The organism is Paradesulfitobacterium aromaticivorans, from assembly GCF_054657415.1.
Map to the genome: position 1 here is coordinate 764,896 of NZ_BAAHYT010000010.1, position 25,869 is coordinate 790,764.

Annotated in this window: 30 protein-coding genes and 2 pseudogenes; 21 read left to right on the top strand and 11 right to left on the bottom strand. The window is 43.1% G+C overall.

The annotated features are described in order from the left end of the window. Window positions 1–16: 16 nt before the first annotated feature. From ACYQ2N_RS09330 to ACYQ2N_RS09340, 3 genes are all read right to left on the bottom strand, one after another. Entirely contained in the window at window positions 17–859 is an 843-nt protein-coding gene (locus ACYQ2N_RS09330) for an MBL fold metallo-hydrolase (RefSeq protein ID WP_459998976.1), read from the bottom strand. Between the two features lie 285 nt (window positions 860–1,144). Then, window positions 1,145–1,264, bottom strand: coding sequence for a CAP domain-containing protein (locus ACYQ2N_RS09335; RefSeq protein ID WP_459998978.1), 120 nt, complete (start codon window positions 1,262–1,264; stop codon window positions 1,145–1,147). Beyond that, a complete protein-coding gene (locus tag ACYQ2N_RS09340) occupies window positions 1,261–1,452 on the bottom strand; it encodes a DUF1657 domain-containing protein (RefSeq protein ID WP_459998979.1) in 192 nt (63 codons plus the stop codon). Before ACYQ2N_RS09340 ends, ACYQ2N_RS09335 begins: the two co-directional genes overlap by 4 nt. A gap of 225 nt (window positions 1,453–1,677) precedes the next feature. Between ACYQ2N_RS09340 and ACYQ2N_RS09345 the strand changes: the two genes are divergently transcribed. Both ACYQ2N_RS09345 and ACYQ2N_RS09350 read left to right on the top strand, forming a co-directional pair. Next, window positions 1,678–2,256: a class I SAM-dependent methyltransferase gene (locus ACYQ2N_RS09345; RefSeq protein ID WP_459998980.1), complete on the top strand. Its 579-nt coding sequence runs from the start codon at window positions 1,678–1,680 to the stop codon at window positions 2,254–2,256. Between the two features lie 62 nt (window positions 2,257–2,318). Next, on the top strand, window positions 2,319–3,218 hold the full coding sequence (locus ACYQ2N_RS09350; RefSeq protein ID WP_459998981.1) for a radical SAM protein: 900 nt from the start codon (window positions 2,319–2,321) through the stop codon (window positions 3,216–3,218). A gap of 15 nt (window positions 3,219–3,233) precedes the next feature. Here the strand turns inward: ACYQ2N_RS09350 and ACYQ2N_RS09355 are convergent, their stop codons facing one another. Further along, window positions 3,234–3,893, bottom strand: a complete 660-nt coding sequence (locus ACYQ2N_RS09355) for a hypothetical protein (RefSeq protein WP_459998982.1) — start codon at window positions 3,891–3,893, stop codon at window positions 3,234–3,236. A gap of 451 nt (window positions 3,894–4,344) precedes the next feature. On the opposite strand from ACYQ2N_RS09355, the gene ACYQ2N_RS09360 reads away from it, so the two are divergent. Further along, on the top strand, window positions 4,345–4,713 hold the full coding sequence (locus ACYQ2N_RS09360; RefSeq protein ID WP_459998984.1) for a hypothetical protein: 369 nt from the start codon (window positions 4,345–4,347) through the stop codon (window positions 4,711–4,713). A 308-nt stretch (window positions 4,714–5,021) separates the two neighbouring features. On the opposite strand, the pseudogene ACYQ2N_RS09365 reads toward ACYQ2N_RS09360, so the two are convergent. After that, window positions 5,022–5,285, bottom strand: a pseudogene (locus tag ACYQ2N_RS09365) (dipicolinate synthase subunit DpsA); the annotation flags it as partial. Between the two features lie 170 nt (window positions 5,286–5,455). Next, entirely contained in the window at window positions 5,456–6,442 is a 987-nt protein-coding gene (locus ACYQ2N_RS09370) for an L-lactate dehydrogenase (protein ID WP_459998985.1), read from the bottom strand. A gap of 513 nt (window positions 6,443–6,955) precedes the next feature. Here ACYQ2N_RS09370 and ACYQ2N_RS09375 point away from each other — a divergent pair. From ACYQ2N_RS09375 to ACYQ2N_RS09430, 12 genes are all read left to right on the top strand, one after another. After that, the gene (locus ACYQ2N_RS09375) at window positions 6,956–7,270 is read left to right on the top strand and encodes a class I SAM-dependent methyltransferase (protein WP_460000501.1); all 315 of its coding nucleotides are present in this window, start codon (window positions 6,956–6,958) and stop codon (window positions 7,268–7,270) included. Between the two features lie 657 nt (window positions 7,271–7,927). Further along, window positions 7,928–8,071: a DUF1540 domain-containing protein gene (locus ACYQ2N_RS09380; protein ID WP_460000502.1), complete on the top strand. Its 144-nt coding sequence runs from the start codon at window positions 7,928–7,930 to the stop codon at window positions 8,069–8,071. Window positions 8,072–8,972: 901 nt separating this feature from the next. Then, window positions 8,973–9,131, top strand: coding sequence for a glutamate synthase-related protein (locus tag ACYQ2N_RS09385; protein ID WP_459998986.1), 159 nt, complete (start codon window positions 8,973–8,975; stop codon window positions 9,129–9,131). A 51-nt stretch (window positions 9,132–9,182) separates the two neighbouring features. Further along, entirely contained in the window at window positions 9,183–9,428 is a 246-nt protein-coding gene (locus ACYQ2N_RS09390; RefSeq protein WP_459998987.1) for a hypothetical protein, read from the top strand. Between the two features lie 149 nt (window positions 9,429–9,577). After that, on the top strand, window positions 9,578–11,311 hold the full coding sequence (locus ACYQ2N_RS09395; protein ID WP_459998988.1) for a sigma 54-interacting transcriptional regulator: 1,734 nt from the start codon (window positions 9,578–9,580) through the stop codon (window positions 11,309–11,311). Window positions 11,312–11,580: 269 nt separating this feature from the next. Then, window positions 11,581–12,660 (top strand): proline reductase-associated electron transfer protein PrdC, encoded by a 1,080-nt coding sequence (gene prdC / locus ACYQ2N_RS09400; RefSeq protein WP_459998990.1) that lies wholly within the window; start codon window positions 11,581–11,583, stop codon window positions 12,658–12,660. A 3-nt stretch (window positions 12,661–12,663) separates the two neighbouring features. Continuing rightward, on the top strand, window positions 12,664–14,511 hold the full coding sequence (gene prdA / locus ACYQ2N_RS09405; RefSeq protein WP_459998991.1) for a D-proline reductase (dithiol) proprotein PrdA: 1,848 nt from the start codon (window positions 12,664–12,666) through the stop codon (window positions 14,509–14,511). After that, a complete protein-coding gene (locus tag ACYQ2N_RS09410; protein ID WP_460000503.1) occupies window positions 14,504–14,698 on the top strand; it encodes a CBO2463/CBO2479 domain-containing protein in 195 nt (64 codons plus the stop codon). Before prdA ends, ACYQ2N_RS09410 begins: the two co-directional genes overlap by 8 nt. Before the next feature lie 19 nt (window positions 14,699–14,717). Beyond that, a complete protein-coding gene (gene prdB, locus ACYQ2N_RS09415; protein WP_459998992.1) occupies window positions 14,718–15,443 on the top strand; it encodes a D-proline reductase (dithiol) protein PrdB in 726 nt (241 codons plus the stop codon). A gap of 276 nt (window positions 15,444–15,719) precedes the next feature. Further along, the gene (locus ACYQ2N_RS09420) at window positions 15,720–15,974 is read left to right on the top strand and encodes an ATP-binding cassette domain-containing protein (protein ID WP_459998993.1); all 255 of its coding nucleotides are present in this window, start codon (window positions 15,720–15,722) and stop codon (window positions 15,972–15,974) included. Further along, on the top strand, window positions 15,964–16,383 hold the full coding sequence (locus ACYQ2N_RS09425; RefSeq protein ID WP_459998994.1) for an ABC transporter permease: 420 nt from the start codon (window positions 15,964–15,966) through the stop codon (window positions 16,381–16,383). The genes ACYQ2N_RS09420 and ACYQ2N_RS09425 overlap by 11 nt, the downstream gene beginning before the upstream one ends. A gap of 9 nt (window positions 16,384–16,392) precedes the next feature. Then, entirely contained in the window at window positions 16,393–17,190 is a 798-nt protein-coding gene (locus ACYQ2N_RS09430; RefSeq protein ID WP_459998995.1) for an ABC transporter permease, read from the top strand. A gap of 599 nt (window positions 17,191–17,789) precedes the next feature. Here ACYQ2N_RS09430 and ACYQ2N_RS09435 read toward each other — a convergent pair. Continuing rightward, on the bottom strand, window positions 17,790–18,590 hold the full coding sequence (locus ACYQ2N_RS09435) for a group II intron maturase-specific domain-containing protein (protein WP_460000504.1): 801 nt from the start codon (window positions 18,588–18,590) through the stop codon (window positions 17,790–17,792). Between the two features lie 799 nt (window positions 18,591–19,389). On the opposite strand from ACYQ2N_RS09435, the gene ACYQ2N_RS09440 reads away from it, so the two are divergent. From ACYQ2N_RS09440 to ACYQ2N_RS09450, 3 genes are read left to right on the top strand one after another with little or no spacing between them, the layout of a single operon-like run. Next, window positions 19,390–19,821 carry a PadR family transcriptional regulator gene (locus tag ACYQ2N_RS09440; protein WP_459998997.1) on the top strand — a complete coding sequence of 144 codons (432 nt, stop codon included), beginning with the start codon at window positions 19,390–19,392 and terminating at the stop codon, window positions 19,819–19,821. Then, a complete protein-coding gene (locus tag ACYQ2N_RS09445; protein ID WP_459998998.1) occupies window positions 19,808–20,221 on the top strand; it encodes a putative zinc-binding protein in 414 nt (137 codons plus the stop codon). The genes ACYQ2N_RS09440 and ACYQ2N_RS09445 overlap by 14 nt, the downstream gene beginning before the upstream one ends. A gap of 48 nt (window positions 20,222–20,269) precedes the next feature. Beyond that, window positions 20,270–21,355: an inorganic phosphate transporter gene (locus ACYQ2N_RS09450; RefSeq protein WP_459998999.1), complete on the top strand. Its 1,086-nt coding sequence runs from the start codon at window positions 20,270–20,272 to the stop codon at window positions 21,353–21,355. Between the two features lie 213 nt (window positions 21,356–21,568). Here ACYQ2N_RS09450 and ACYQ2N_RS09455 read toward each other — a convergent pair. Together ACYQ2N_RS09455 and ACYQ2N_RS09460 are read right to left on the bottom strand one after the other, a co-directional pair. Then, window positions 21,569–22,123: pseudogene (locus ACYQ2N_RS09455) on the bottom strand (recombinase family protein); the annotation flags it as partial. Window positions 22,124–22,286: 163 nt separating this feature from the next. Next, the gene (locus ACYQ2N_RS09460) at window positions 22,287–22,403 is read right to left on the bottom strand and encodes an SHOCT domain-containing protein (RefSeq protein WP_459999000.1); all 117 of its coding nucleotides are present in this window, start codon (window positions 22,401–22,403) and stop codon (window positions 22,287–22,289) included. A 287-nt stretch (window positions 22,404–22,690) separates the two neighbouring features. Here ACYQ2N_RS09460 and ACYQ2N_RS09465 point away from each other — a divergent pair, with 287 nt between their 5' ends. Genes ACYQ2N_RS09465 through ACYQ2N_RS09475 form a run of 3 tightly spaced genes read left to right on the top strand, consistent with a single transcriptional unit; the run spans window position 22,691 to window position 23,346 of the window. After that, on the top strand, window positions 22,691–22,861 hold the full coding sequence (locus ACYQ2N_RS09465; protein ID WP_459999001.1) for a hypothetical protein: 171 nt from the start codon (window positions 22,691–22,693) through the stop codon (window positions 22,859–22,861). A 37-nt stretch (window positions 22,862–22,898) separates the two neighbouring features. Next, complete coding sequence (locus ACYQ2N_RS09470) at window positions 22,899–23,168, top strand: PIN domain-containing protein (RefSeq protein WP_459999002.1); 270 nt, start codon at window positions 22,899–22,901, stop codon at window positions 23,166–23,168. A 1-nt stretch (window position 23,169) separates the two neighbouring features. Beyond that, window positions 23,170–23,346, top strand: coding sequence for a hypothetical protein (locus ACYQ2N_RS09475; protein ID WP_459999004.1), 177 nt, complete (start codon window positions 23,170–23,172; stop codon window positions 23,344–23,346). A gap of 399 nt (window positions 23,347–23,745) precedes the next feature. Here ACYQ2N_RS09475 and ACYQ2N_RS09480 read toward each other — a convergent pair whose 3' ends face one another. Together ACYQ2N_RS09480 and ACYQ2N_RS09485 are read right to left on the bottom strand one after the other, a co-directional pair. After that, window positions 23,746–24,330: an N-acetylmuramoyl-L-alanine amidase gene (locus ACYQ2N_RS09480; protein ID WP_459999005.1), complete on the bottom strand. Its 585-nt coding sequence runs from the start codon at window positions 24,328–24,330 to the stop codon at window positions 23,746–23,748. A gap of 692 nt (window positions 24,331–25,022) precedes the next feature. Next, the gene (locus ACYQ2N_RS09485) at window positions 25,023–25,796 is read right to left on the bottom strand and encodes a reverse transcriptase domain-containing protein (protein WP_459999007.1); all 774 of its coding nucleotides are present in this window, start codon (window positions 25,794–25,796) and stop codon (window positions 25,023–25,025) included. Window positions 25,797–25,869: the final 73 nt, after the last annotated feature.

Here is a 25,869-nt window from a genome sequence, read left to right on the forward strand (position 1 = left end):
TTAATTATATAAGCATTTACTCAAACTCAATAACCGTTCCTACACTAGCCCAACGAAACTGCGCGGGGAATTCCTGGGCAAGCCTCCCAGCCATGGGCAGACCCGTACAGTGGTTGGGTGCCAACAACTCAAGCTCTAGGGATTTAAGATACTCAATCGTTTTGTCCTTTTGCTCGGCTTCCACCGGCCCAAGGTGCTTCCCGCCGATCACCGCCCTTACCCGGCGCTCACCGGTCACTTCCTTGGCATACTCGATGATATTTACGACCCCGGCATGGGCACAGCCCAATAAAATGATTAAACCCCTATCGGTCCGATAATATACGCTAAAATCATCTGTCAACGGATCCTGAACCATCGTTCCGGCTTGGTCTTGAACAAGTCTATGGTCTCCCAGTTCGAACTCCGTCCGCCTGGGGACTTCCCCGCTGAGCCACAAACCCGGTCGCAGCTCCACCGGCTCCCGCACCCAATGAAACTCTGCTCCGGCACTCGCCAGTTGTTCCAAGCGAAAGGGGACCCCAATATATCTATTCCCGGCTCCGTTGAATACCGGACCGTAGTGACCGGAGAATATCTCCGGATGAGCATACACCGGAACTTTGCCCCGTACTTTCAAAAACTCGATCAAGCCCCCGGTATGATCATAATGCCCGTGGCTCAGTACCACGCGGTCAATTTGGTGCAGATCAATTCCCAGGGTTCCGGCATTCCCAACGATGTTCCCCTGCTCTCCGGTGTCGATTAATATTTTTTCATCTCCAAAATCTAAAAGCATGGCTAAGCCCCATTCCCCGATCACTCCCGCCGGGACTCCCACCGTATTTTCGACCAGGATCGTGATTTTTAACTCAGGCATAGTACCGCCCCTCTCAACTGAAATGTTTTCTAAATGTTTTCACACTTATTCCTCAAATACGCACCCGTTCCTCTACTGTACAAAGAAGTTACCGCTTTGTATATTTTACCCCTTTGCCTGCGTACTTTCCAGATAAACCCTGCACACACATTAAAAAGTTAACAACGCAATACTCTGACACACAGGCTAAGTCACAAAAAAATAAGCGAGTTGCAGGCACAAAACACCTGAACTTGCACACTTTATCCGTTCAAATAATCAATCAAGACATATTTCTTCGAAATGCTATCTCCCGATAAACATCTGCACAAAGACTTTCCCGTACTTGGGGCTGTCCGCAATGCCGATGCCGATGTAGTTATAGGCCGAATTCAGGATGTTCGTGCGATGTCCCTTAGAATTCACAAGGCAGCTTGATTGACATACTGTAGACGGCCACTAAGTACTTCAACATGACGCTGTGCATCTTGAGATAACTCCTGAAACATCTGTTTAGCGGTTTGATCTTGGGTCGATTGAGCAAATGTTGAATAGGTACCAAGAGCGGATTGTGCAGTAGCAATAGCTTTTTGTAGGTCTTGTTGAACAGTCAAAGAAACCCCTCCTAGCAAAAATTCGTAAACAGAAAATAGTATTTCTAAACAGGCTTATTTTTATAATAGAAATAGAAAAACCGGTAATTCTCACTGCCAACGTTAGACTTGGACCAATTACCTGCTTAGGAATGGTAAGCGAGCTTACCCAAAAAATTAAATAAATTCTTTAAACTAAGGGAATATTAGTCCATGTGTTTGCAAAAAATTATTGAGGTAAAATGCATGGAACTATCCCCTCGCCTCTATCATTGGTTTGTCCGTCCAGATATTTTAAACAATTTGTATATAAAAGGTGTCCTGGGCCGATATTTTAATTTCACCGACAAAAAGGTACTTGATTTTGGTTCAGGAATTGGGTCAGCTAGCTCCCTGTGTTCGAAAGCCCACTATACAGGGGTAGATCCGGATTCGCGACGCATTGCTTATGCCAGACGTTTAAACCCTGGCTATAACTTTCGAGTCTTGGAAGGTACCAATTTGCCTCGGGAGAACAATTCTGTCGATTACATCCTTTCGTTAGCGGTGTTACATCACATCGCTTCAGAAGATTTGGCACCTTATCTCTCTGAATTTCAGCGAATCCTGAAGCCTAATGGCAAAGTTGTTGTCTTGGAACCATGTCTGCTTAAAAAATCTTTTTTTTATAACTCCATTATGAAATTATGTGATAACGGTAGCTTTATTCGAGATTACGACTCGTACATTAAAATTTTTGAACTAAAAGACTTTAAAACCGAATTCCTAACAGAATTTAAGAAGGTTTTGTATAACGAAGTTCTATTTACGGCAACGATTCCATAAAAATTATGATTTCTTCTCGTTAACCACAATACTTAAAAAAAACTTCTGGAAAAAGGTGAAAAATGGAACCAGGATACGTCAAACTCTTGAAAAACCATCAACTGGAACAAAGAGTGCTCAAGGCCAAAGAACATCTGACAAAGTGTAATCTTTGTCCTCACCAATGCGGAGTCAACAGGCAAGAAAAACTTGGTTTTTGCCAGGCTCCCGACAAGGCTGTGATCGCTAGCTATGGTCCACACTACGGGGAGGAGCCGCCTTTAGTTGGACACAATGGCTCAGGTACGATCTTTTTTGGTTATTGCAACATGCGTTGTGTTTTTTGTCAGAACTGCGAGCTTAGTTTCGGCGGCGAAGGGCAAATAATTACGAACGAGACGTTAGCGGAAATTATGCTCCTGCTCCAGAATCATTACCGCTGTCATAATATCAATCTTGTAACACCAACCCATTTTGCGCCAAACATCCTGGACGCTGTTTTTATGGCGGCTCAAAAAGGATTAAGCCTCCCGCTGGTCTATAATTGCGGCGGCTACGAAAGTCTTGAAACTTTGGCTTTGTTAGATGGTGTAGTTGACATTTACATGCCCGACTTTAAGTATCATCTTGCTGAAAGGGGAAGCCGCTATTCCAAGGTGAAGGATTATCCTGAAAAGGTGAAGTTAGCCTTAAAGGAAATGGACCGTCAGGTAGGCGGATTGAAGGTGAACGAGGCAGGGATCGCCTACAGAGGATTGATTATTAGGCATTTAATGATGCCGGGGGGACTGGAGGATACCAAAGAAGTCTTAAAATACATCAAGCAAGAATTGTCGCCCGATTGCGTAGTAAACTTAATGGACCAGTATTACCCGGCCCATCAAGCGTCTAGATATTCCGAGATATCCCAAAGAATGTCCAAACGGGAATACAAGGAAGCTTTAGATTTGGCCCAAGGACTCGGACTAAACCTTGTTAGGTAGCATAAATCTTCATATTTACTTTTTACCGACATTGATGATGTTTGATACACGTGTTATCCGGCCTCTGACTTTGTGTAAGTATTGTGACTTCGCAAGATCCCCGGGAACAGGAAACTTAATATTAGGACATAAATCAACCCCGGCCTTTCGATAAGCGTCCGCCCAAAGCGTTGAGCAAAGGCTGCTATCCTTACTCCTGTATGGCCACTTCCAGTTCAACAAGTAGCGTGATGCTTCCCAGATTACCAAGTTGTAATCGTATGAGGTCCCGATCTTGGCCGTTACATAATCAACAATCTTTTTTCGGTCATCTACTGATAATCGATCGCAAGTAAACACATCAGCACGTCCAGTATAATCCTGTATTTTTTTGAACCTTGCTGTTGACAAAGGAAGAATTTCTACTACTTGATTGGGGTTAACTACACCTACAACATGGCTATAAGGGCTTCGTGTCACTAACTTAATTATTTTGTCTACCCAAGTATTACCACGTATTAAAAGAATGTCTCCAGGTTGAATTTCAGAAGCCGGACCCGGCTCAATTATAGACTGTTCAGGTATTTGCTGAACTGGTATCCCGAAATTGGAGTTGTTTAGAAAACTGTAAGTCGTGAACCATAGCAGCGTAAAAACACTCACTAAAAACAATAGTTTCCTGACAGAGACTTCCATCTCTTAACTTACCTCCTACCAGCCCATTTCTTAACTACCTCCTATCAGTTCAAGCAATAATATCCCCGGTTTTAACGATTTTCATGTGATTTATCTCTATTTGCAGCCGGGAGGAGCAAATTCTTCCTGCCCTAACCCCGGTTTACCTATAAATATTTCTTGGTGGGAAATAGAAGCGGAGTGCCACCAAGTACCTAGTGGTAGAACATTCCAGCACCATCATAGGTAAAGATAAATCTTAAGGTCAAGCAAACGCTGGGATTAATTGCAGCACATATGAGTATGCCCTCTCTCGCTTAGGTGGGAGAGGGCTATTTTGTTTTTACCAAAAGGTTAACTTTTGCTTTATACAAGTTGTACTCCTTAAACTGGATTGGGATTCCGGGTTGGCATAATTACCAACGTATCGGGGAAATTACGGATAAGGTATTTAGGAAAGGATTGGAGCAACTTGGAAATTAGAGAAAATATCATTATTCCCTTGGGATATGGAAAATTCGTACGCTCCGATAAGGTCATTGCGTTGGAGCCAATCGAGGAAGACCGAGGTCCCGGACGGAGAACACGCGTGTATGTAGAACAAATAGGTATTCCCCTAATTGCTTCACGGACCGAAACAGCGGTTTTAGCCAATATAGTGGAAACCCCCAAAGAAGTTATGGAAGCCACAGCTGCCCTAGAACTTTTACATGACATCTATGATGATATTCATCAGATAGGTCCTATGCTTCGAAAAAGTATTAGAAAAGAAGCCCAACTTGATTTGGATAAAATAGAAAGACGAATTGAAGAAATTCTAAAACATGAGGTTGAGTTTTAAGCCCTGTCAGAGATGTACCTATCAATAAAGCCCTCGGCGGTGCCGGGTCGATTTCGTAACAATGGGTTAATAGGTTTATTAGAATTTCGTATGGTACATCTGTTTTTCATAGCGATTAGAATGTTATTAAGTTAAACCTGCGACACCAATTACTGATTCTGCCCCACACCCAGGACAAATGTAACTGTAGTTCGGTATTTGCATCTCGATAGACTCAATATCATCATCACTAAAATCATTTATCTTGTTCTGACCTTTAGCCTTCAGTGTTGCCGTATCCCATGCTATGCTACTGTACTCAATATTGCATTTCGGACAATGGGAAAATCCGAATATTTAGCTTTCACCCCCCCGCGTTCATCGGTACCAAACATCGGGAAAAGCAAAGCATCAACCATTCCAGCAGCCTCTTGAACGGATGATGTCCGTAACATTTCTGGTATAGACGTTGCTTTCTCGAAGCCGACTCCGACTATGTAAGCTCCCTGCTTCTGTAGTTCTGGGATAAGATACAGTTCCCGATCGTCTCCCCCTATAACAGCCAAGCGAATTCTTTTCAGACCCTCAACCATTTTGTGTGCCCCCTTCAATAGCCCCTCTGATCACTAGAACGTGCATGAATTAACTACCTTAATATGATATGGAAAGGGAGAACCTATGGGGGCAACCCATTCGCTGATGTTTTGGACTTGATTTAGACGTTTCATTTTGATATTCCTCCTCAGCATGACATATCTATAAATCACGTGGTACACATGCCCTTTCCAATGGATGAGAGGTATTGCTTCTTTATGGTTTGTACGGATTCCTTCAACATTTCCGCCGATCTTATAAACATATCCTTTTCAAACGGATTCATACTTACTTGAAGCCGACGGTTAATCCCCTCTTTACCCAGTACAGAAGGCACACTAAGCGCGGTACCCAAGTTCCCGTATTGGTCATTTAGACAGCTCGATACGGTTAGGACTTTTTGTTCGTCACGTAAGATAGATTGAAGAATATATGCACAGCTTAACCCAATACCGTAATAAGTAGCCCCTTTGCGGTTTATAATCTCATACGCTGCCCTGCGTACTTCTGCTGTTACTTCTTCCTGCCAATTCTTATTACAGGTACCGATACAATTTTTACATAGAAGGCTTAATGGACTTCCGGCAATACTAGCCGAACTAAAAAGAGGAACTTCCGAATCTCCATGCTCTCCGACAACGTAGGCGTGAATACTATTCGCACTAATCCCACAACGTTGACTGAGAAGGTACCGGAAACGCGCTGTATCAAGGACCGTACCTGACCCAATCACTCGTTCAGGTGGAAGCTGACTATGCTGACTGGCAAGCGTTGTTAACACATCAACAGGGTTTGTTACAATAAGGAGTATGGCATTTTTTTCATATTTTTCTATTTCCCCGAGAATCAAATGAAGAATCTTAGCATTTTGCTGAGCAAGTTCCAACCTGGATTGCCCTGGTTTTTGATTAGCTCCTGCCGAGATCACAATAATTTCAGCCCCAGCACATTCCTCATACCCCCCTGCCCGAATTTCAACCGGGGGAACAAAAGGCAGTCCGTGACTTAAATCCATGACTTCGCCTTCCGCTTTTTCCCTATTGATATCCACTATTACTAATTCCGTGCATAATCCCCGGATCAAAGTAGCATATGCGATACTCGTCCCCACAAATCCACTTCCGATTATGACGACTTTGCTGTCATGAATGCTCATAAAAAACACCTTCCTTTATCCGCTAGGATGCCAAAGAAAAAAGCCGCTTATGCGGCTTTAACTTTACTCCGGCAAACGTGATTCGCAATGCCGCCCGACTTCAAGCAGGCAGCCTAAGAAGGGAACGCTATTCAGCAAGCCCTACAATCTTTTCATCAAACTCGTTAAGCAAATCCTCACCTAAATCTCAAAACTTAACCAATTCAATATCCTTGAACAGCCAATGGACTGAACCCCCAGGAAATCACGTAACTTGTAGCCATCACTTATTAGGTATTCCCGAATGTCATAAATACCATACACACTGACTCGTATAGGATGACCATTCCACCTAGCCACCCCTTTGTGAAATGCCCCCGGTCTCATACTCTCAAACCCGAGGTTTCACAGTCACACCAGAAATGCCGCATACCCGACACCCCCTGCACATATTCATACGGCCCTGTTTGGCTAGAACAATTTGTACATAAAAGGTGTTCTGGGCCGATATTTTAATTTCTCCGACAAAAAGGTATTGATTTTGGTTCAGGAATTGGGTCAGCTAGCTCCCTGTGTTCGAAAGCCCACTATACAGGGGTAGATCCGGATTCGCGACGCATTGCTTATGCCAGACGTTTAAACCCTGGCTATAACTTTCGAGTCTTGGAAGGTACCAATTTGCCTCTGGAGAACAATTCTGTCGATTACATCCTTTCGTTAGCGGTGTTACATCACATCGCTTCAGAAGATTTGGCACCTTATCTCTCTGAATTTCAGCGAATCCTCAAGCCTTATGGCAAAGTTGTTGTCTTGGAACCATGTTTGCTATTTACGGCAACGCTTCCATAAAAATTATGATTTCTTCTCGTTAACCACTATACTTAAAAAACTTCCGTAAAAGGTAAAAAATGGAGCAAGGATACGTCAAACTCTTGTAGGGCCATACCCAGTTAAACAAGTAGCGTGAGGCTTCCCAGGTTATCAAGTAATAGTCGTATGAGGTCCCGATCTTCCCCGTCACATAGCTAACAATCTTTCTTGGGTCATCGTTGGATAATCGTTCACAAGTGAACACGTCAGAACGTCCAGAATAATCCTGTATTTTTTTGAACCTTGCTGTTGACAAAGGAAGAATTTCTACTACTTGATTGGGGTTAACCACACTTACAACATGGCTATAAGGGCTTCGTGTCACTAACTTAATTATTTTATCTACATTATCCCCACCAACGAGCCAACTTATCAGTGTAGTATTTGTGGTTCCGGGGATTTTATTCATGTGTGCAACAAGAGAATTAGGCTTCATTTTAGGATTATCCTGGCCGAAAGGCACCCTCTGCTGAAGGGATTGAATAAAGAATCGCGATCTCATCAAGATTAGCGGTTTCAATAGTTCCACTCACTTTACTTGTCTTGCAATGGTTAAGATCCAAATATTTGGCAGATACTTACACATAAACGGCGTAGCATCTGGAAACATTATGCTCGGAGGTGATCTTTATGGTAATGTCAAATTTGAAATGTACAGTGGATACCTGTAATTACTGGGGGAGCGGTAACCATTGTACTGCAGATGGTATCGAGGTTAACAACCAAGTCAGCAGTGCTCAGACTTCTGATGATACCATTTGTAAAACCTTTAAACCCTAAAGTTAAAAAAGTTCCGTCAAGGGTTGCCGTTAGGCAACCTTTAATTTTTACCACCAGTATCCTGCAACCATTGAATTTCCCTTATTAACAAAAAGCCAGAGCGTCAAGAAACGTCCGCACCATGAATCTGTCATTTAAGACAAACTGCCCGTGGAATTATGCTATAAAGCTAGGGGCTACCTCAAAGCCCTACGGAAACTACGCCCAAAAAATTAAGCCTGCCACCACAGGACAGACCATACATTCAGATACCGTTTAGACTTATCGAACTCTTTAATTTAAGTAGTATGGGACTTTTATTACATCCGCTCATGCCCATTTGGCATTGTTCGGCACCCTGGGTTTTTGGTCATCGCTGGGTGTTATTATGTTCTGAGCCGGGGCAGTGAACCCACACCCGAGGGCTATAGGGGCGGAGTTCTGGCTGTACTTTTACTCAATGGCGGACTGATAACCATGGCCTCAGCCCTGCTGGTTGCCGGTTTTATCGAGACCTATCTTTGGCGGGTCTTATGTATGGATTTTATGCAGGTTCGTTTGCTGCTAAACCCTTATTTGATTATTGCATTATCCGTTACATTGTTGGCAAACAGATTAGTGATGTTGTCGGCCGATTGCTTTCGGATAAATATACTCAGAACCTAATGGAAGTATTTCCGGCAGGAAAACGGATTTCGGTTCTAAATATCCTGGAGATAGGGTTGCGCGCCGAGAATGAGAAAATAATCACCCGGCCGCTAGGAACTCCAAAACATTTTCCTGGATTTTACAAACTGAAGTTTGCTCCCCGCCTAATGACAGCACTTTCTCTAAAGGAAAACACCCCGTTAAACATGCAGGTAACGATTGGCCCAAAGCCCAAAAGCCGCTCGTTATCAATATCCCCATTATGATCAGCGCAATGGCCTATGGCATAGCACTCAGCGAGGAAGCTAAAAGGGCCTTGGCCAGAGCAGCGAAAAGCCTGCAAACTACCACGTGTTCCGGGGAAGGTCCCTTTCTACCGGAGGAACGTGCGGAAGCCGGGAAATACGTCCTACAGATTTCACGCTGGGCGTAGGGGGCGAGAAATCAGGAAGACATTGATTCCGCTGATATGTTGGAAGTTCAAATGGGACAAGGCGCAGACATGGGTGCTGTTACCGTTGAGGCAGTAGAATTTCAAGGTAGGGCGCAAGAGCTTTCAGGATTGGCTCCTAGTGAACCGGCTATATCCTTTCCGGCACCTCCTGGAATTCAAAAACAGAGCGATTGGCCTGGGTTCATGAAAAGTCTCCGTAAAAAGGCAAAAAGTATCCCTATTGCCTTAAAACTTATGGCACCGGACATCTGGAGGACGACTTGGCTGTTGCTATAGATTTAGGTTTTGATTATAAGCTAAAGCTTATTGACATTTTGTTTTTTATTTGCAGGAAAAATGCAACAATATCAAGAACGTTTTAGACAACCCAAGGTGTCAATTTTCTGACGCTTTCTGTTATTTTCAGAGGGGGGGAGCCGATTTTTGTGCGTAAGGTAAAAGATTTTATGACAACTTCGTTTATAAAGCAGCCTATTGGGATAACAATGTCGGCTTTGCAAGAGCAATTAAAGAAAAATAAATGGGAGGCAGTGGTTTTTTACGACAACAATGATGAGCCCAAGAGTGTAATTAGCACAAAACTGATACTGTTGATTCATGGACAACAAGAACTTACTGTGGAAGAAGTTATTTCATTAATTCCTCCATTAATAGTAGGTGAAGAAGATGATGTTACAAGGGTTATTCCGGCAATAACAAAAGAAAACATGGGTAGTTTAGTCAAAGATAAGGATGGCAAAATAAGTGGTGTCATTACAACGGATATACTCGTCAGCCTGATTTTTGAAGATTGGCAGAGGAGTCAGGCACAATTTGATAAGATTCTGGAAATTGCTAATGAATCCATTTGTATTATTAATGACAAGGAAGAAGTGGAATGTTGGAACCCAAAATCTGAACTTTTGTATAATATTAAGGCAAAAGAGATATTGGGACAACCAATCAAGAAATATTTTCCAAATGATATGATCTCACAAACTCTGAGAGAAAGAAAAGTAATAAAAGATAGCTATCACCAACCGCGGGAAAGTTCTCATGTTTTAATCACATCAGCTCCTATCATGGTGGGCAATAAGCTGATCGGAAGTTTGTCTATGGAAAGGGATATAGGGGATGTAGTATACCTAAATGAAGAGCTTACACGAACCAGCGTTAAGGTTAAGCAATTAAAACAGGAACTTAACTCTCTTAGTAAATACGACTTTTTTGCAAAAATTTACGGGCATAGTTCCATCATAAAACAAACCATTGAAGTGGCTCAAAAGTTTGCTGTTACTGAAGCTCCGGTATTAATCCAGGGCGAGAGCGGAACCGGAAAAGAGTTATTCGCCAGGGCAATTCATGAAGCAAGCAACCGCAGCCAGCAGCCTTTTGTTGCGGTAAATTGTGGGGCTTTACCTCAAATGCTTTTTGAAAGTGAAGTTTTCGGGTATGAGGGCGGTGCTTTTACCGGAGCCTTAAAGGAAGGCAAGCCCGGAAAGTTTGAGCAGGCCAACAGAGGAACCTTATTTTTAGATGAGATTGGCGAACTGGAATTAGGTTCTCAGGTTAAACTTTTGCGGGCTCTGCAGGAAAAAACATTCTACCGGATTGGGGGTACCAAGCCGATTCAAGTCGATGTCAGGATTATTGCTGCAACAAACCGCAGCCTGGAAGAAATGATCAAAGGGGGGAAATTCAGGGAAGATCTATATTTTCGATTAAATGTTGCTACTCTTTCCCTTCCTCCGTTACGCGAACGAAAAGAGGATATACCGGAATTAGTTTATCTATTAACCCGGAAAATTTCGGCAGTTTATCAAAAGGATAATATTGAGTTTGAACCAGAAGTTATGATCGCTTTTATGAGTTATAATTGGTCGGGTAATGTACGTCAGCTTCAAAATGTATTAGAAAGACTCGTTATACTGGCAGATGAGGGTATCGTAAAATACGAGAATCTTCCGGGTGATCTCAAGGTCGATAACTTTTCTGACTTTATTATAGAGAAACCAAAAGGAAATATTAATTTGTCTACCTTAACGGAACGGATGGAACGAAAGATAATTGTGGACGCACTCAAGAACGCAGGCAATAATATAGCAGAAGCTGCAAGAATCCTAGGGATTCCGCGCAGCAGTCTCTATTACAAAATGAATATTTTAAAAATACGTCAATAAACTGACGTGAAAATGTCGGAAATTCGACAGATTGGGAAGCTGTTTATAACTTAGGGCAGGTTAGCTCGAAACCATTAAGCCTTAAAAAACGACCAATCATTAATTAAAAATGACCATTCGGTAGCTAAAAACGGCAATTCGTCGAAACGAGCCCCGAGTTGGTCATTTTTTTGCTATTTATAGGGGTATTGCGTTGTAACAATAATACTTTCATTACCGTGATATTAATGGTGGGGAATTAACAACCTAATCTGCTAACGGGGGATTATATGATAGTGTATGAAACCGGTGAAAATTTGCTTGAACTCATTGCCACTGCCGGTGTAGTGGGAGCCGGTGGAGCCGGATTTCCTACTCATATAAAATTAGATGTTAAGCTAACTGGAGGAACAGTAATTGCCAATGGAGTCGAATGTGAGCCGGTTATCGGACATAATGTGTACCTTATGGAAAATTATCCGGAAAAAATTATCCGGGGATTGCAGTATGCAATGGAAATAACCGGGGCCACCAGGGGTGTGCTTGCTGTTAAAGCTAAAAATCAAAGAGCTGCGAAGGGATTGGCAAAAGGTATCAAGGACCGCCGCTTGACCATTAAAATGTTGCCGGATATTTATCCCATGGGTGAAGAAAGAGCCTTGGTTAGGGAGATCCTGGGTGTGCTTTTACAACCACAGGAGTTGCCAAAACAGGCGGGAGCTGTTGTCAGTAATGTGGAAACTCTCATGAATATTTCCCGTGCCATTGATGAGAAACGCCCGGTAATATCAAAATGGATTACTGTTGCGGGTAGATTTAAGGAGCAAAAGGGTCCCTATTATCTTGAGGTACCTGTCGGTACACCGGTGACAAAAATCCTGGCTGATTATGGCGGGGTTAACGGTGAGATAGGAGAAATCCTGTTGGGAGGACCATTTATGGGTAGCCGCGGAACCTTAGACAGCATAATATCCAAAAGTACAGGCGGTGTCCTGGTGACCATTCCATTTCCCAAAGAGAAACGTCCTCTTGGATTGCTTGTATGTGCTTGTGGTGCAGATGAATTCCGCCTTAGACAAATAGCCCATGATATGGGGTCAGAAGTAGTGGGGGTTACACGTTGTAAACAGGCATTTGAAGTAAGGGAACGATTAAAATGTGAAAATCCCGGTAAGTGTCCAGGTCAAGCCGGATCAATTTCGTCTTTGAAGAAAATGGGAGCAAAGGCTGTTCTCTTAGGTACGTGTAATGATTGTACTAACACAGCGATGGGAGTAGCCAGAAAAATGGATTTAACTGTTTATCATCATACTGATCATGTGATGCGCACGATGAGAATACCTTTAATTCGTAGGTTTGGGAGGGCTTAGATAATGTCTATTAGTGGAGAAAAAGCTTTCCGGTATCAAAATGAGCCGGCAGTGGTTTGTTGCCGTCAGGAATCCGGGCAAATACTTGGGGCTGAACATTTGGAAGATCCGGTTATTATCCCGGATTTGGTAGACTCGGGTATTCTGACTTTAGATCATTGTTTAACGATTGGTCAGGTTTTAGGGAAAAAATTGACTAAGACTTTGGATCCCCTTACTCCGGTAACTCCTGATGTCTTAGAGGAAACTATTATTCTGGAAAAGGAAGATATTCATCTCAAAACAGGTAAAAAGAAGGAAGCGAATGAGGAGTATTCAAGCAAAGTTTCCAAAATAACCAGCAGCCATGCAAAAGGTGCAAAATACTTGAGGCTGAATATCGGCCGGGGGGAAAATATCTCTTTTGAGATTCCCATAGAGTTTTTAGATATGAACGATGAAGGAGTTCAGGGTTTGGCCCCTGTCTTATCGACTGCATCAAATGAATCGTTACTTCGGGATAACCTGGTTGAAGATGAAGAGCGAGTCATGAGTGATAGGAGTCGCCAGGAAAGGGTCAAACGTTCTCTCATAATCCGTCAGATTGCCGTACATCAGGTAGTGTTGGGTAAAGAAACAGTTTGGAAGGATGGAACATTAACCATCGATGAGGTCTTAGCATTAAAAGCAATTGAATTTGATCCTTTAGTTAAGAACGTTACGATTGATGTAATAAATCCTGGAGACCGGGACCAAGAAACAGATACAATTATGGATGTGATTCCGATAGCTGCAAAAGTTCAAGGCGAACTAGGGGAAGGGGTAACGAATGTATTTCAGGGAGTTGTCGTAATCCTCACGGGAGTTGACGAGGATGGAAAACAAATTGGAGAATTTGGTTCCTCGGCAGGCAAACTCTCTGAACGAATTAAATTTGGACGACCGGGTGCACCCGATCATGAGGATATCATTATCAGGGTGAGGGTAGTAATTGCTGCCGGTACAGGTATGGAACGCCAAGGACCATATGCTACCCATAAAGCAACAGACTACATTATACAGAACGTGCGTGAATATCTCAAAAAACTTGGTCCGGAAAATGCCGGTGATGAAAAGGAATACCATGACGTGGACAGGCCGGGCCGGCCGCGAGTATTGATTGTAAAAGAAATTATGGGCCAGGGAGCTATGCATGATAATATCATTCTGCCCAAAGAACCTGCAGGAGTTATCGAGGGACGACCAAATGTCGATTTAGGAAATCTGCCTGTTTTGCTTACGCCTAATGAAGTAAGAGACGGGGGAATCCATGCATTGGTTTGCGTCGGTCCGGCATCTAAGGAAACGACACGGCATTATTTTCGGGAACCATTAGTGGAGGAACTGGCTTCCGATGAGGAGTTAAATCTAATAGGTATTATTTTTGTCGGTAGTCCCCAGGCAAATCAAGAGAAATTTTATGTCTCAAGGAGGCTGGGGGCTCTAATCGAAGCAATGGACGTTGATGGAGTTATCATAACCACTGAAGGTTTTGGAAATAACCATATCGATTTCGCCAGCCATATCGAACAGATAGGTAAACGCGGGATTCCTGTTGTTGGGATGACCTATTCCTCAGTTCAAGGAGCGTTGATTATTGGTAACCGTTATATGGATGCTCTGGTAGACTTAAATAAGTCTGAAACCGGGGGAGAAACCGAGGTACTGGCTGAAAATACCCTTTGTCCCGATGATGCTCGCAGGGCAGCTGCTATGCTGAAAAATAAGATTGCCGGGATGGAAATCTTAGCGCCTGCAAGAAGATGGTCAAAGGAAGTGCTAATTCACAATCAAGCCTTAGTGAATGGGAGGGGCCAAAGTGGTAATGGTTAGGGACAACTTGGTCCGGCGAATCACAGGTAAAATTATTGAAGTATCTGAAGCGGGGGTGAAAGTGGAATTTTCCGGTCGCATGGGAAATCTACATATACCCTTACGATTAGTACTTAGTAATGCTAAAATTGCTGTGGGTCAGTCCGTTGAACTCAATATGAGCTATATTCAGGTTATAGAAGAGTAAGGGAAAGGAGTGAGTTCATATGAAACTTACAGTTGTAGAAGGTCTGCAGTCGGAGATTTATGTGCCTGACGTTCCATCCCCCATCTGGGCAGAGCCATCAAAGCCTCTGCGTGACTCAGTCGTAGCTCTGGTAACCGCTGCCGGAGTACATTTAAAAAACCAAAGCCCTTTTGTACTGGCAGGAGATTTTACTTTCCGGGAAATACCCAGTGACATCGAATCTGAACAGTTGATGGTTACCCATGGGGGATATGACAATGCTGATGTCAATAAAGATATTAACTGTATGTTCCCCATTGACCGTCTGCGAGAGTTGCATACGGAAGGGTTTATCGGCGGAATCTCACCGGTAATGATTGGTTTTATGGGTGGAGGAGGAAACCAGGAAAAATTCCGTCAGGAAACAGGACCGCAAATAGCGGCATTATTAAAAGATAAGGGCGTGGATATTGCATTACTCACCGCCGGCTGAGGGACGTGTCACCGCTCTGCCGTGTTGGTGCAGAGGTGCATTGAAAGTATTGGTATTCCAACTGTCCTTATTGCAGCGCTTCCGCCGATAGCACAACAACAAGGTGCGCCGCGTACTGCGGCTCCGCGGGTTCCGATGGGGGCAAATGCCGGCGAGCCTAATAATATCGTGATGCAGAAGAAAATTCTTCGTGACAGCTTAGGAGCTATTGAACAAATCAAGCATCCCGGTACTGTGCTATCCCTACCATACGAATATATAGCAAGAGTGTAGAATTAGAGATGGCGGATGGAGTATATTAGCATATTCAAACGTTAGTAAGTTTGTGGATGAGCAAATTTACAAATAGTACCTGTCTTTGTAAGCTGAATTTAGAGCGTAATTTTTGGAAAGGTTTTTCGGCAAAGGCGCCGCTGTGGATACCTTTGATGGGTATTCTAGCGGCGTTAATTTAAAATCAGAATTACACAATATTCAGAATTTTTTTCTGATTTCTTCGATGCTTATTAATAATTTTAAGTGAGAATTTTGGAACCGGAGTTGGTTGATATGTCATTAGATGTCATTGTAGACAACATTACTAAAAAATACGGGGATTTTGTGGCGTTAAGGTCAACCACATTGCATATTCAGAACGGTGAATTTTTTACTATTCTCGGCCCCAGCGGTTCTGGGAAAACGACACTGTTAAAAATGATTTCGGGATTTGAATCGCCTACAGGGGGGTCTATTTTTCTTGGCCCGGATGAAGTAACCCATACCCCCCCTCACAAAAGAGGTATCGGTGTAAAAAATGGTTCATAATTTTACGGGAGTATTAATCGGGCTGACTCATGTCATGTTGCCATTTATGATTCTTCCGCTTTACAGTGTCATGAAGAACATCGATTTTGATCTGGTAACAGCTGCCCAAAGCCTCGGGGCAACTCCTTTTCAATCCTTTAGAAAAGTTCTTTTCCCCTTATCTGTTCCAGGAATAGTTTCTGGCTCAATTCTCGTATTCATTATTAGTATTGGATATTATGTAACGCCCGCTCTGCTAGGCGGCAGCAAGGATACCATGATTTCCCAGCTTATAGCTCAACAGATTGGTCAGCAGTTAAACTGGGGGTTTGGGTCTGCTATTGCGCTCATACTCTTGGGTGTTGTCCTTCTGTTGCTATATCTATTTAATAAATTCTTTGGTCTGGATAAAATCTCATTTGGACCGTGAGGTGAGAAAATGAAATTAAGCTTAAGTAAGATTTTGGTTTATTTGTTTGCAGTAATTGTCCTTGTATTCCTTATGCTCCCGACATTTATCATTATTCCTATGTCCTTTAGTTCGGCACGCTATCTTGATTTCCCTCCGCCAGGTTTTTCTCTGCAATGGTATAAAGACTTTTTCTCTAATTCTCAGTGGATGAATTCTTTTTTCCTAAGTTTAAGGTTGGGTATCGTGACAATGATCGTAGCAACTATTCTAGGAACACTGGCATCAATCACTTTAACTCGAAGCAATTCCAAGTTGAACAATCTATTCTATTACCTTATGGTTACTCCAATGATCGTTCCGTTGATAATCATTGCGGTTGTTATTTATAGCCTTTTTATTCGCTTAAACTTACAGGGTTCCTTTCTAGGCTTGGTAATTGCCCACACAATTGTGGCCATACCGTATGTTATAACTGTTGTTATGGGCGCACTCCGCGGTTTTGATTTGTCCATTGAGCAAGCTGCCGTTAGCCTAGGGGCGTCTCCTTTTAAGGCGTTTATGAGAATCACAGTACCTATAATTTCTCCTGCCTTAATATCCGGTGCTCTATTTGCGTTTATCGCCTCATTTGATGAGTTAATTATTGCTATTTTTGTTTCGAACACTTTCACTAAGACCTTACCGGTAAGAATGTGGGAAGGCATGCGGTTAGAAATTGATCCAACTCTAACGGCAATAGCGTCCGTACTAATTACTATTTCTGTTGCTTTGATATTAGCTGCTGAGGCTTTAAAAGCAATCAGTAGGAAGAGAGAGGTTGCGTAAGAGGTGTAACAAATCAGGGGTGGTCTTAATAAAGGTAAATATAAAAATAGCAGGGAAAAGGAGTAATCCAAAACCCTGCTTTTTCTTTATACATATACAAATGACTGTGGTGCGAAATTAATCCCAAAATCAGCAAGCGTGAGTGGCTTTTTATACTTCTTACCTCGCCCAATCGATATGCCACTGCTTTATCTTTATTTTGATAATTATTTAGCTTTGCCACAATGACCTCTGACACAACACAGTATGAGGTCAAACAAGATTTATACTGCTGTCCGGATCCTACCGGAATGGGTGTCCGGATGCGTCCGAAATACGCAGGTCTTGGCTTTTTCATCCGCTGGGAAAGCGATAAACATTAAGAACACCTCTAATTCTCATCTCAATTTTTTCCATGTTTCTAAATGCTATTTGACTGTCGAACCCTAGTCCCACTGAATCCCGGAAGTCCCTTCCCTCATGCAGAACACAAAAAGACCCCGGAAAGGTTTCCCTCTTCGAGGCCGATTCGACAAATTCCGGGAAGGTCGAGTAGATACGGGCCTCACGGCCCGCACCCCTCACAGAACCGGACTTGCGGTTTTCCCGCATCCGGCTCTTCATTCTACCATTGACAGAAGTTGTCTAACGTTTGCTCGTTTCTCGAAGACGTTAAAGTAAATTTTCGGCCTCGGTAAGGGATATCTCTTAAGGAAGAGCACGAATTTATCCCAGGTGTAGCTACTCTTTTGACTTCTTCGATTGAGGTTCTTGAACAGATGTCGTTTGACCTCATCAAGGAAGTTGCTAAGCATTTCGCTGTTATCCGTGATTCCATAATACTGGTAATGTCCCCGAAGTTTACGCCCAAGCATCTTTATGATCTCATCTTTCGGCAAGTGCCGATTCTTTTGAATCCATAGTTTAATCCGTAGCAGACTGGCTCGGAACTTCTTCCGACTGGTTTTCCGTTTGACCCGGAATCTCCCGTTCGCGCCAATGCTGCAGTAGTGGGTAAAGCCTAGAAAGTCAAAAGTTTCCGGTTTGCCGCCTTTTCTGTCATTCCCTGCAACATCTTTGTGCTGAGCCGTCTGGGCCGCGTAGCGTCCGAAGGCTATAATCTTCGAAGGAATTCCCAACGGCCTTAGCTTGTCACTTCCCGGTTTCGGGATGTATACCCTGCGTACAGGTTGAGGCCGATAGGCTTCTCGCTTCATACGGGCGACAAGGTCTTCCAAGTTCTCTTCCAGGTTCTCGGCGTATGCCTCTTTGGTCACTCCGTCGACTCCGGTGGCTTTCTTACCGTCCATTTCTAAGTGACAGGTTCTGAGTAGATCCGCATTAATGAGATGGGCTAAAGACGTAAACTTTAAGCTTATGGGATCTTCGTTCCACACGCTGCGACGTTTTTGTTCAGCCATCTCGAAAAAGTTTAGCTGCGACGCTGGGGACACTTCCGGTGTCCTCGCCTTAACTGGTCGGGAATGAGAGAGGCGAATTTTTAATCTTGCACAGATCCGAACGAGGTGATGGGATGAAAAAACGCTGCCATTATCACAGTAAAACTGCTCGGGCACCCCGTACGTCTTTTCGCCAACCTACCCCCATTTTCTCATGCATTGCAACAGATTGCTAGTCAGTATTTTGTAATCCACCCATATTAAAAAGCACCTGCCCCACTCCGGCAGATGCCCTTAAATATAAGTGGATTATTCAGCTTTACTTATACATTCCAACCTCAACCGCAACTTGGTTTCCCTTTTCCCCTACCTTATAATCCTTATGATATAGCAGTACGCAGGTCTCGACGTGCATCGAGTCGGCACATCGGCTCGATAGAAAACACATTGAGGCTGAATAATGTCAGTTTAGAAAATAGTTGACAACATCACGATTATATGCTTAGGTAAAATGCCCGGTCAAGGTAATTTTAACCCAGAATTATACTCGAAATATAAACCAATATAGATAAAAGTCATCCAAATAAGGTTTCTTAAATATCCACTTTAACAAGCAAAATAATATTATCCGTTTTAAGAACCCCATCCATTCGCGATGAACGCTCATGAAACGCCCTCCCATACGTTGAAATCAGCGTAGGAGGGTAAATTTGCTATATGACGATTTAACTACTTACATTTTTAGAGATAACTATCTTGACAAATACAGCTAATATTTTATTATTGATATTAGACTAAATCTACTATAGGAGCATGTCTTATGGAATTTAACAAATGCCCTTGTTACGGAAGTAACCTTGATAAATTTATTCAGCCAATGATTCTAATTATTCTTGCACAGGAAGACCTTTACGGGTACAAAATTGTTCAGCGAATGGCTGAATCGCCCATGTGTAAAGGACATAAACCGGATGGAACCGGTGTTTATCGTTTTCTTAAAGCAATGGAGCAGCGAAGTTTGGTCGAATCCTCCTGGTCTTTGGATGACTCGGGACCAGCAAAACGAATTTACCATATAACGAACGAGGGAAAAGAGTGCCTTTCTCACTGGATTGATACTTTGGAAGACTATCGTCAATCCATTGGAAAGATGCTAGAAGAAGCCCATATGGTATACGACAAAACTAAGAGTAGCAGTAGTAAAGGAAAATCGTCTTTAATATGGAGGGGGATTATTGATGGAGAAAAATAGGACGAAAGTTGCTGTAACGCCATGTGCTGGAATTGGACAGATTTTTGGACCGATCACAAGAGAAGCAGGTTATAAGCTGGTAGAAGAAATTTATCCGGACAATACCGTTCTGGTCTGTCCACCTGCTCTATCGGTAAACATTCAGGAAGATCTCGATTTCATCAATGACTACCCTATATTGGTTCTAAATGGATGCAAAGATCGTTGTGCCTCCAAAATAGTTCGAGATAAAGGTGAGCATGTGGATGCAGAAGTTTACCTGCCGGATATCCTCAAGGAACAGAAACTTTCTTTACACGGTGAGAAAAGGAGTAAACTTGGCCCGAAATCAGAATTAGCAATTATTAAAATGACTGAGGTTGCGAGTAAGATCATAGTTCAATTACTGCAAGGGAATTAAATCCAATCTATAAAAAACATAAAAGATTTTCCAGAGGGAGGATAAAAGATGAGTAGTGGAGATTCTGTGATTTCAACAAGTCCAAAGCAGTCAGCTATACCTGTTAATTGGTTAAGTACCGGTCTAATGATGATTTTGGCTGCTCTTGCATCCCAGTTTCTTTTTCATAACGGATGGCTTACATCATTTGGTGTGGCTTGTATGGCGTGGTTGGCTTTTGAGAATGGTGGAAACGATATTTCCAAAAGTGTTGCAACACTAGTCAGTGGCGGAGTTACAAACTACCGTATAGCAATCCTGACCGGATCAGTTGCAACTTTACTAGGCGGAATAACATCAGCGTGGTTGAGACGGCAAATGGTTAAGTTATTTTCATCAGGTTTACTGGATGGAACCAATTTTCCATCGTCGATTGCTCTGGCTACCTTAGTAGGAGCAATCCTCTGGGTTGCCATAGCCACACGAATCTCAATGCCTGTATCGACAACACACGCGATTACTGGTGCCATCATCGGAGCGGGAGTGCTGTCCCTTGGAGTCAATCATATTAAATGGACAGCATTGAACAGCAAAGTAGTTATCCCATTACTTGCTAGTCCTGTCATTTCCATTATCGTTGCATATATCTTATATAATATCTTCATGAGGCTGCCCAACGGTCGTTATCTGCGTTCAGTCCATTTCCTGTCGAGTATGTTTGCTACCTTTGCGAGAGCAGTCAATGATACGCCTAAAATCGTCGCACTCGGTTTCTTTATCACATCAACAACCGGGCTTGATGCGTCAACGATTACACCACTATTTTTCATTACTGCGATTGCGATGTCATTGGGGAGTTATGTTAAAGGTCTTCCAGTGACACGTCTGCTTGCTGAAAAACTTACAAAAATGGATGACCGTGAAGCATTAGGAGCTAATTTGACGACTGCAATACTGGTTAGCACAGCGTCTAAACTAGGTCTTCCTGTATCTACAACCCATGTTATTTCATCGGCCATTATCGGATTTGGACTTAAAAAGGGGTCAGGAGGAGTCTCGTGGCGTGTAGTTCGAGATATGGTATTATCTTGGGTCGTAACGCTTCCTGTTGCAGGAATTTTTGCAGCAATTCTTTATTTCATACTTCGTGGTTAATCAGTTGACTGAATTTCTAAGCCCACAGAAATGGATTTAGAAAAAATGATAATAAGGCGTTCTCGTGAGAGATCGTCTTTTTATTGTACGGAGGAGCCATCCCTTTGCAAGAAACTCTCACACCTCAGTGTTCGGTCACACTCGGTATTACTAACAATATATAAGAAAACTCCCGGTCGAAGTTACCCTTAACCCCGACCGGCATTTCATTTATCAAAGAATTTCACGTACTTCAACCCCCGTCTTAAACACAAACACTGCCTCCACCATGGACTGCACCTTAACCTTCTCAGTCAGCCTGCGGAACAAGTCCCCATCGAACTTATCAAGCGGCGATCCCTGTGCCGCCAGATACTCCTCGATTTCCTTGACCCGGTTTACCCGCAAAACCCTCTCGGCTTCAGCTTCCTTCAGCTTTTCCCTACGCTCCCGCATAAGCTCAATCTCTGCAGCAAGCGTAGAATATTGCTGATCGTAAACCCCAGTATCCAGGCCCGTCTTGGCATTGAGCCGTACCAGGCTCATTAAATCTTGCTGAAGCTCTGTTAGTCGATCATAAAGCTGCTCCAGCGTATATTCCCTTTCCGGATTTTCAAGCCCTCGATAGATGTTCTCCATGAGCGTTTTCATAAATGTTTCTTTGCCTTCGATAACCCTGTTCATTGCCCGTAAAAATGCCATCTCCAGGTCCTTCTCTTTGACCGGCTTTGTACTGCAGCCATCCGTCCCATTAAGTTCCCTATTGATGCACTGCCACATATACTTTCTATTCTTGCCGGTTCCCCATACATGACATCATTTTTAACACGCTTTTTGGTTAGAAAATCAACCGTGTACGATTTTTGAAGTAGGGCATCCCCCATATACTTTTCATTCTTCAACATACCTAAGATAACGCTGGTACTCCAGTTGGTATTTCCAGAAACATTTTTTATCCCGTTGCATCAAACTCAGCCTTTGATATCAATCCCTTTTGCAGAAGGCTCAATATTATTTGCCGAGCTATTTCATATTTCACCGATAATACCGGCTTGACTAATGTTTCCATGCCACACCCCCGCTAATCACATACTTTATTTTCTTCAAAAACTGTCCTTACTTGGATCGTTGAAAACATAACGAGCCGTCCTCCCAATACACAGAGAAATTTGCTTCAAGTTCTATATTGAGCGCTATTTCGAATTATCGCCCCAATGCCCAAGACCTGACCCGTTTTTAAGGCATGATTGCTCGGACCTGCTGATTTGCAAGTCAATCTCAGTTTATATCGTACTGGTAAATATTGATAATGCCCTGAGTTAATAGTATTATAGAGTTAAGAGTGGAGGGCTCACTATGAATAAGATTAAAATATACTTAGACACATCGGTAATAAGCCATTTAGAAGCTGAGGATACCCCAGAAAAAATGCAAGATACCCTGCAATTTTGGCAGGAATTAAAAAATGGCAAATATATTGTGACTATTTCAGACCTTACTATCGCTGAATTAACCAAATGGTCCTGAACCAAAACGTTCACTTCTTTTCCAGTATTTAAATCAAATGGATTACGAAGAAGTACAGGAAACGCAAGAAACTATTGCCTTGGCAGACGAATATTTAAAGTACGGAGTGTTAAACCCGAAAAGCAGGGATGATTGCCGCCATATAGCTATCTCAACCATCGTTGGATGCAAGTATATTGTAAGCTGGAATTTCAAACACTTTGTTAATATCAAGACCATTAACAAAGTGCAGGCTGTAAACAAGCTGTTGGATTATAGTGAAATTAGTATATTACCACCATCTATGATGTTGGAAGGAGACGAATAAAATGATAAGCGAGAAATTTACTATTGATGACATTCACAAAATAAGATATGAGAACTACGAAAACACAAAAGATATGAAACCTGAGGAACTAATTGAGAAGACCAGACGTGAAGCCGAAGAAGGCAAAAGGCTTCTTAAAGAATTAAGAAAAAAAGCGTCAAACAGAAGTGGCCATTAACCTTATAAAAAACTCAAATGAAGTTACACTCCCTCAGAAGGGAGGGTTTTGTCTTTAGTGCGACCGCGGTGTCATGAAAAACACCGGGGTTTATACTGCTATATTATCCGCACTTGGCCCAATCCCCAGTGTTACACTCGGTGCATCCGCCACGATGAATGAGCTTGTTTCCACACAGGGGGCATTTGTCATGCTCGATTAGCCACTGTTCACATGGCTCAAGACAATAAGCCTTTCGGTTACACTCAGCACATACATCCTTCATCTTACTTTGCCTCCGCTGGAGTAGCTTGAGAAGAATCTTGCTGTGCAGGAGTTGTATCTTCTCCCGTTGGAGCAGCTTGAGATTGACCCACTGGTGTAACATTAATTGGACTTTGAATTTGGCTTTGAATTCCGTTAAATAACTGCGTAACTTTGGCGGTGATGTCGGCCAGAAATTTTACTGTAATCGTGGCAGCAATCGTAAAGAACAATGCACTTAATTCGGCGTTGGCGTTGGAGAACAAGGCTAAGGCCAGCAACCTCGTTGCCCAAGGTTGCCGCAAGCCTGTTTGCTGTCACAAAGTCGTCTGGCCCAAAGATTAATATTCCCTCGTCCACGGTGTCACTTCCTTTCAAATCCCTGAATAATCGTTCCCACGGAAACCCAGAGCCGGGACAATTGGGACGATTTACACTGTCAATGCGGTAATGACCAATAATGTGGTCGCTGTCTATCGGGATTCCCCACTTCCGGATCAGTTCTTTATGCAGCCAAAGTATCGCCTGGTACTGTACTTCCGTGAACACATCTCCTGGCTGGCCTTCATGCTTAATGCCTATCGTGTACTTATTTGGATTTGTTCCGTCATACAAAGACCAATTCGGTTTGTTCACAATCCCTGCATGCCAGGCGGTGTCTTCATCCTTAACTAGCTGATAAATCTGCACGGCTTTGGTTACCAGATAGTGAGCACTGGCCTGGGCTTTAGGATTTTGCAACCAACTTAAGCACCCGGATAACTTCCGGCAGTAATGTGATCGACAATAGCAATAATCTTTTTTCCGGTTCTACCGGCACTGTAATTTGATGTTCCTGCCCATTGGATAGTTGGCATGAAAATATTTCCCTCCTTGTAAATCCGCTTTATTCAAAACATCCCTCAACTTCTCCAGTTCCTCCTTTGTGAGCATTACACCCTTCCCCATCTTAGAATGATCCGGCAACTATTCCCAGGTTTCATACTTTGGGCCTTTATCGTTCGAGCCTATCCGGTGAATAACCATATTATATATTATAAGATTCTTCGTAAGTTGCTAAATTCTTCCAAATTAAAACAAAAAAACCACCTATTCAGCGTCAAAACGATCGGACATAAAAGCAAAGCTGGTCTGGTTCGGGTGTTAGACTCTTCCCTCGCGCACACCTCCTACAAACTCGTGGCGATTGTGTGGCAAGTTCGGCTTTCGATGGTTCCCTAACGCAAAAAACCACGTTCATCGTGAGAATGTGGAGCTTTTATCTATTTCGCAAAGATGCAAAAAGGCCTCGGAGAGGTTTCCCCCTCAGAGGCCCATTCGCCAGGAGCTCTGTCCTGAATTGGCCGGGTAGAAATGGGCGCTTACACGCCCACAACCCCCACAGACCCGGACGTGCAGATTTCCCGCATCCGGTTCCTCTTATTATGGTTTCGCTAAATGTTGGAATGCATTATCTTCGGCCTCGGAAGTGGTAAATTATTGAGAAAATCGTTGAACGAATCCCAGCTCCTCTTGCCTTTCCGCGTCCGTCGATTGAGCCACTTTAGCCACAATCGCGTTACTGCATAAAGGAAAGCGCAAAGACTCCTGTAGTTCCCATTGATGCCATAATACTGGTAGTGCCCTTGCAGCTTGACACATAAGGTTTCATGCTGTTCCCGTATGGGAAGATGCCGGTTATCCCGACACCACTTCGCTATTCCTTGTATTTTGCTGCTCAGACGCTTACTTACAGTTTTCCGTTTGACAACCCAATTCCCTTTTTGACTCCGTCCCCAATAGTGGGTAAAACCCAGGAAGTCAAATGTTCCGCATTGCTCATCTGGTTTCTGGTCTTCTTTCCTCGGTCGGTTGAAGGGAACTAAGCGTGTCTTCTCAGGGTGCACTGTTAACCCCAATTTGGCAAACCTCTTAGGGAGAACCTCCAGCACTCGCATGGCGTCCTGTTTGTCCGAAAATCCTACGATAATATCATCGGCAAAACGGACCATGAATACCTTCCCCTTCATATGCGGTTTGACCACCGTCTCGAACCACATATCCATTACATGATGTAAATAGATATTACTCAAGATCGGCGAGACTACCCCGCCCTGAGGAGATCCAGTTTCTGGATAACTGAGCTGACCCTTCTCTCGTACTCCTGCATTTAGCCACTTACCTATAAGCCTTGTGATGACTCCATCATTTACCCGTTGTCGAAGCATCGCTTGTACTTGTGCATGGTCGATGGTGTGGTTGGTAGAAGATAGCCTCGTTGCCTTGTGCTATCAGCCCCAA

Bases quoted from the DNA above. Each gene is read 5' to 3' on its own strand.
- ACYQ2N_RS09355 (WP_459998982.1), bottom strand. From the start codon at position 3,893: ATGGAAGTCTCTGTCAGGAAACTATTGTTTTTAGTGAGTGTTTTTACG.
- ACYQ2N_RS09465 (WP_459999001.1), top strand. From the start codon at position 22,691: ATGAATAAGATTAAAATATACTTAGACACATCGGTAATAAGCCATTTA.
- prdC (WP_459998990.1), top strand. From the start codon at position 11,581: ATGATAGTGTATGAAACCGGTGAAAATTTGCTTGAACTCATTGCCACT.
- ACYQ2N_RS09390 (WP_459998987.1), top strand. From the start codon at position 9,183: ATGGGACAAGGCGCAGACATGGGTGCTGTTACCGTTGAGGCAGTAGAA.
- prdA (WP_459998991.1), top strand. From the start codon at position 12,664: ATGTCTATTAGTGGAGAAAAAGCTTTCCGGTATCAAAATGAGCCGGCA.
- ACYQ2N_RS09430 (WP_459998995.1), top strand. From the start codon at position 16,393: ATGAAATTAAGCTTAAGTAAGATTTTGGTTTATTTGTTTGCAGTAATT.
- ACYQ2N_RS09420 (WP_459998993.1), top strand. From the start codon at position 15,720: ATGTCATTAGATGTCATTGTAGACAACATTACTAAAAAATACGGGGAT.
- ACYQ2N_RS09435 (WP_460000504.1), bottom strand. From the start codon at position 18,590: ATGGCTGAACAAAAACGTCGCAGCGTGTGGAACGAAGATCCCATAAGC.
- ACYQ2N_RS09370 (WP_459998985.1), bottom strand. From the start codon at position 6,442: ATGAGCATTCATGACAGCAAAGTCGTCATAATCGGAAGTGGATTTGTG.
- ACYQ2N_RS09440 (WP_459998997.1), top strand. From the start codon at position 19,390: ATGGAATTTAACAAATGCCCTTGTTACGGAAGTAACCTTGATAAATTT.
- ACYQ2N_RS09475 (WP_459999004.1), top strand. From the start codon at position 23,170: ATGATAAGCGAGAAATTTACTATTGATGACATTCACAAAATAAGATAT.
- ACYQ2N_RS09385 (WP_459998986.1), top strand. From the start codon at position 8,973: ATGGCCTATGGCATAGCACTCAGCGAGGAAGCTAAAAGGGCCTTGGCC.
- ACYQ2N_RS09470 (WP_459999002.1), top strand. From the start codon at position 22,899: ATGGATTACGAAGAAGTACAGGAAACGCAAGAAACTATTGCCTTGGCA.
- ACYQ2N_RS09410 (WP_460000503.1), top strand. From the start codon at position 14,504: ATGGTTAGGGACAACTTGGTCCGGCGAATCACAGGTAAAATTATTGAA.
- ACYQ2N_RS09350 (WP_459998981.1), top strand. From the start codon at position 2,319: ATGGAACCAGGATACGTCAAACTCTTGAAAAACCATCAACTGGAACAA.
- ACYQ2N_RS09345 (WP_459998980.1), top strand. From the start codon at position 1,678: ATGGAACTATCCCCTCGCCTCTATCATTGGTTTGTCCGTCCAGATATT.
- ACYQ2N_RS09330 (WP_459998976.1), bottom strand. From the start codon at position 859: ATGCCTGAGTTAAAAATCACGATCCTGGTCGAAAATACGGTGGGAGTC.
- ACYQ2N_RS09450 (WP_459998999.1), top strand. From the start codon at position 20,270: ATGAGTAGTGGAGATTCTGTGATTTCAACAAGTCCAAAGCAGTCAGCT.
- ACYQ2N_RS09380 (WP_460000502.1), top strand. From the start codon at position 7,928: ATGTCAAATTTGAAATGTACAGTGGATACCTGTAATTACTGGGGGAGC.
- ACYQ2N_RS09445 (WP_459998998.1), top strand. From the start codon at position 19,808: ATGGAGAAAAATAGGACGAAAGTTGCTGTAACGCCATGTGCTGGAATT.
- ACYQ2N_RS09485 (WP_459999007.1), bottom strand. From the start codon at position 25,796: ATGCTTCGACAACGGGTAAATGATGGAGTCATCACAAGGCTTATAGGT.
- ACYQ2N_RS09460 (WP_459999000.1), bottom strand. From the start codon at position 22,403: ATGGAAACATTAGTCAAGCCGGTATTATCGGTGAAATATGAAATAGCT.
- ACYQ2N_RS09425 (WP_459998994.1), top strand. From the start codon at position 15,964: ATGGTTCATAATTTTACGGGAGTATTAATCGGGCTGACTCATGTCATG.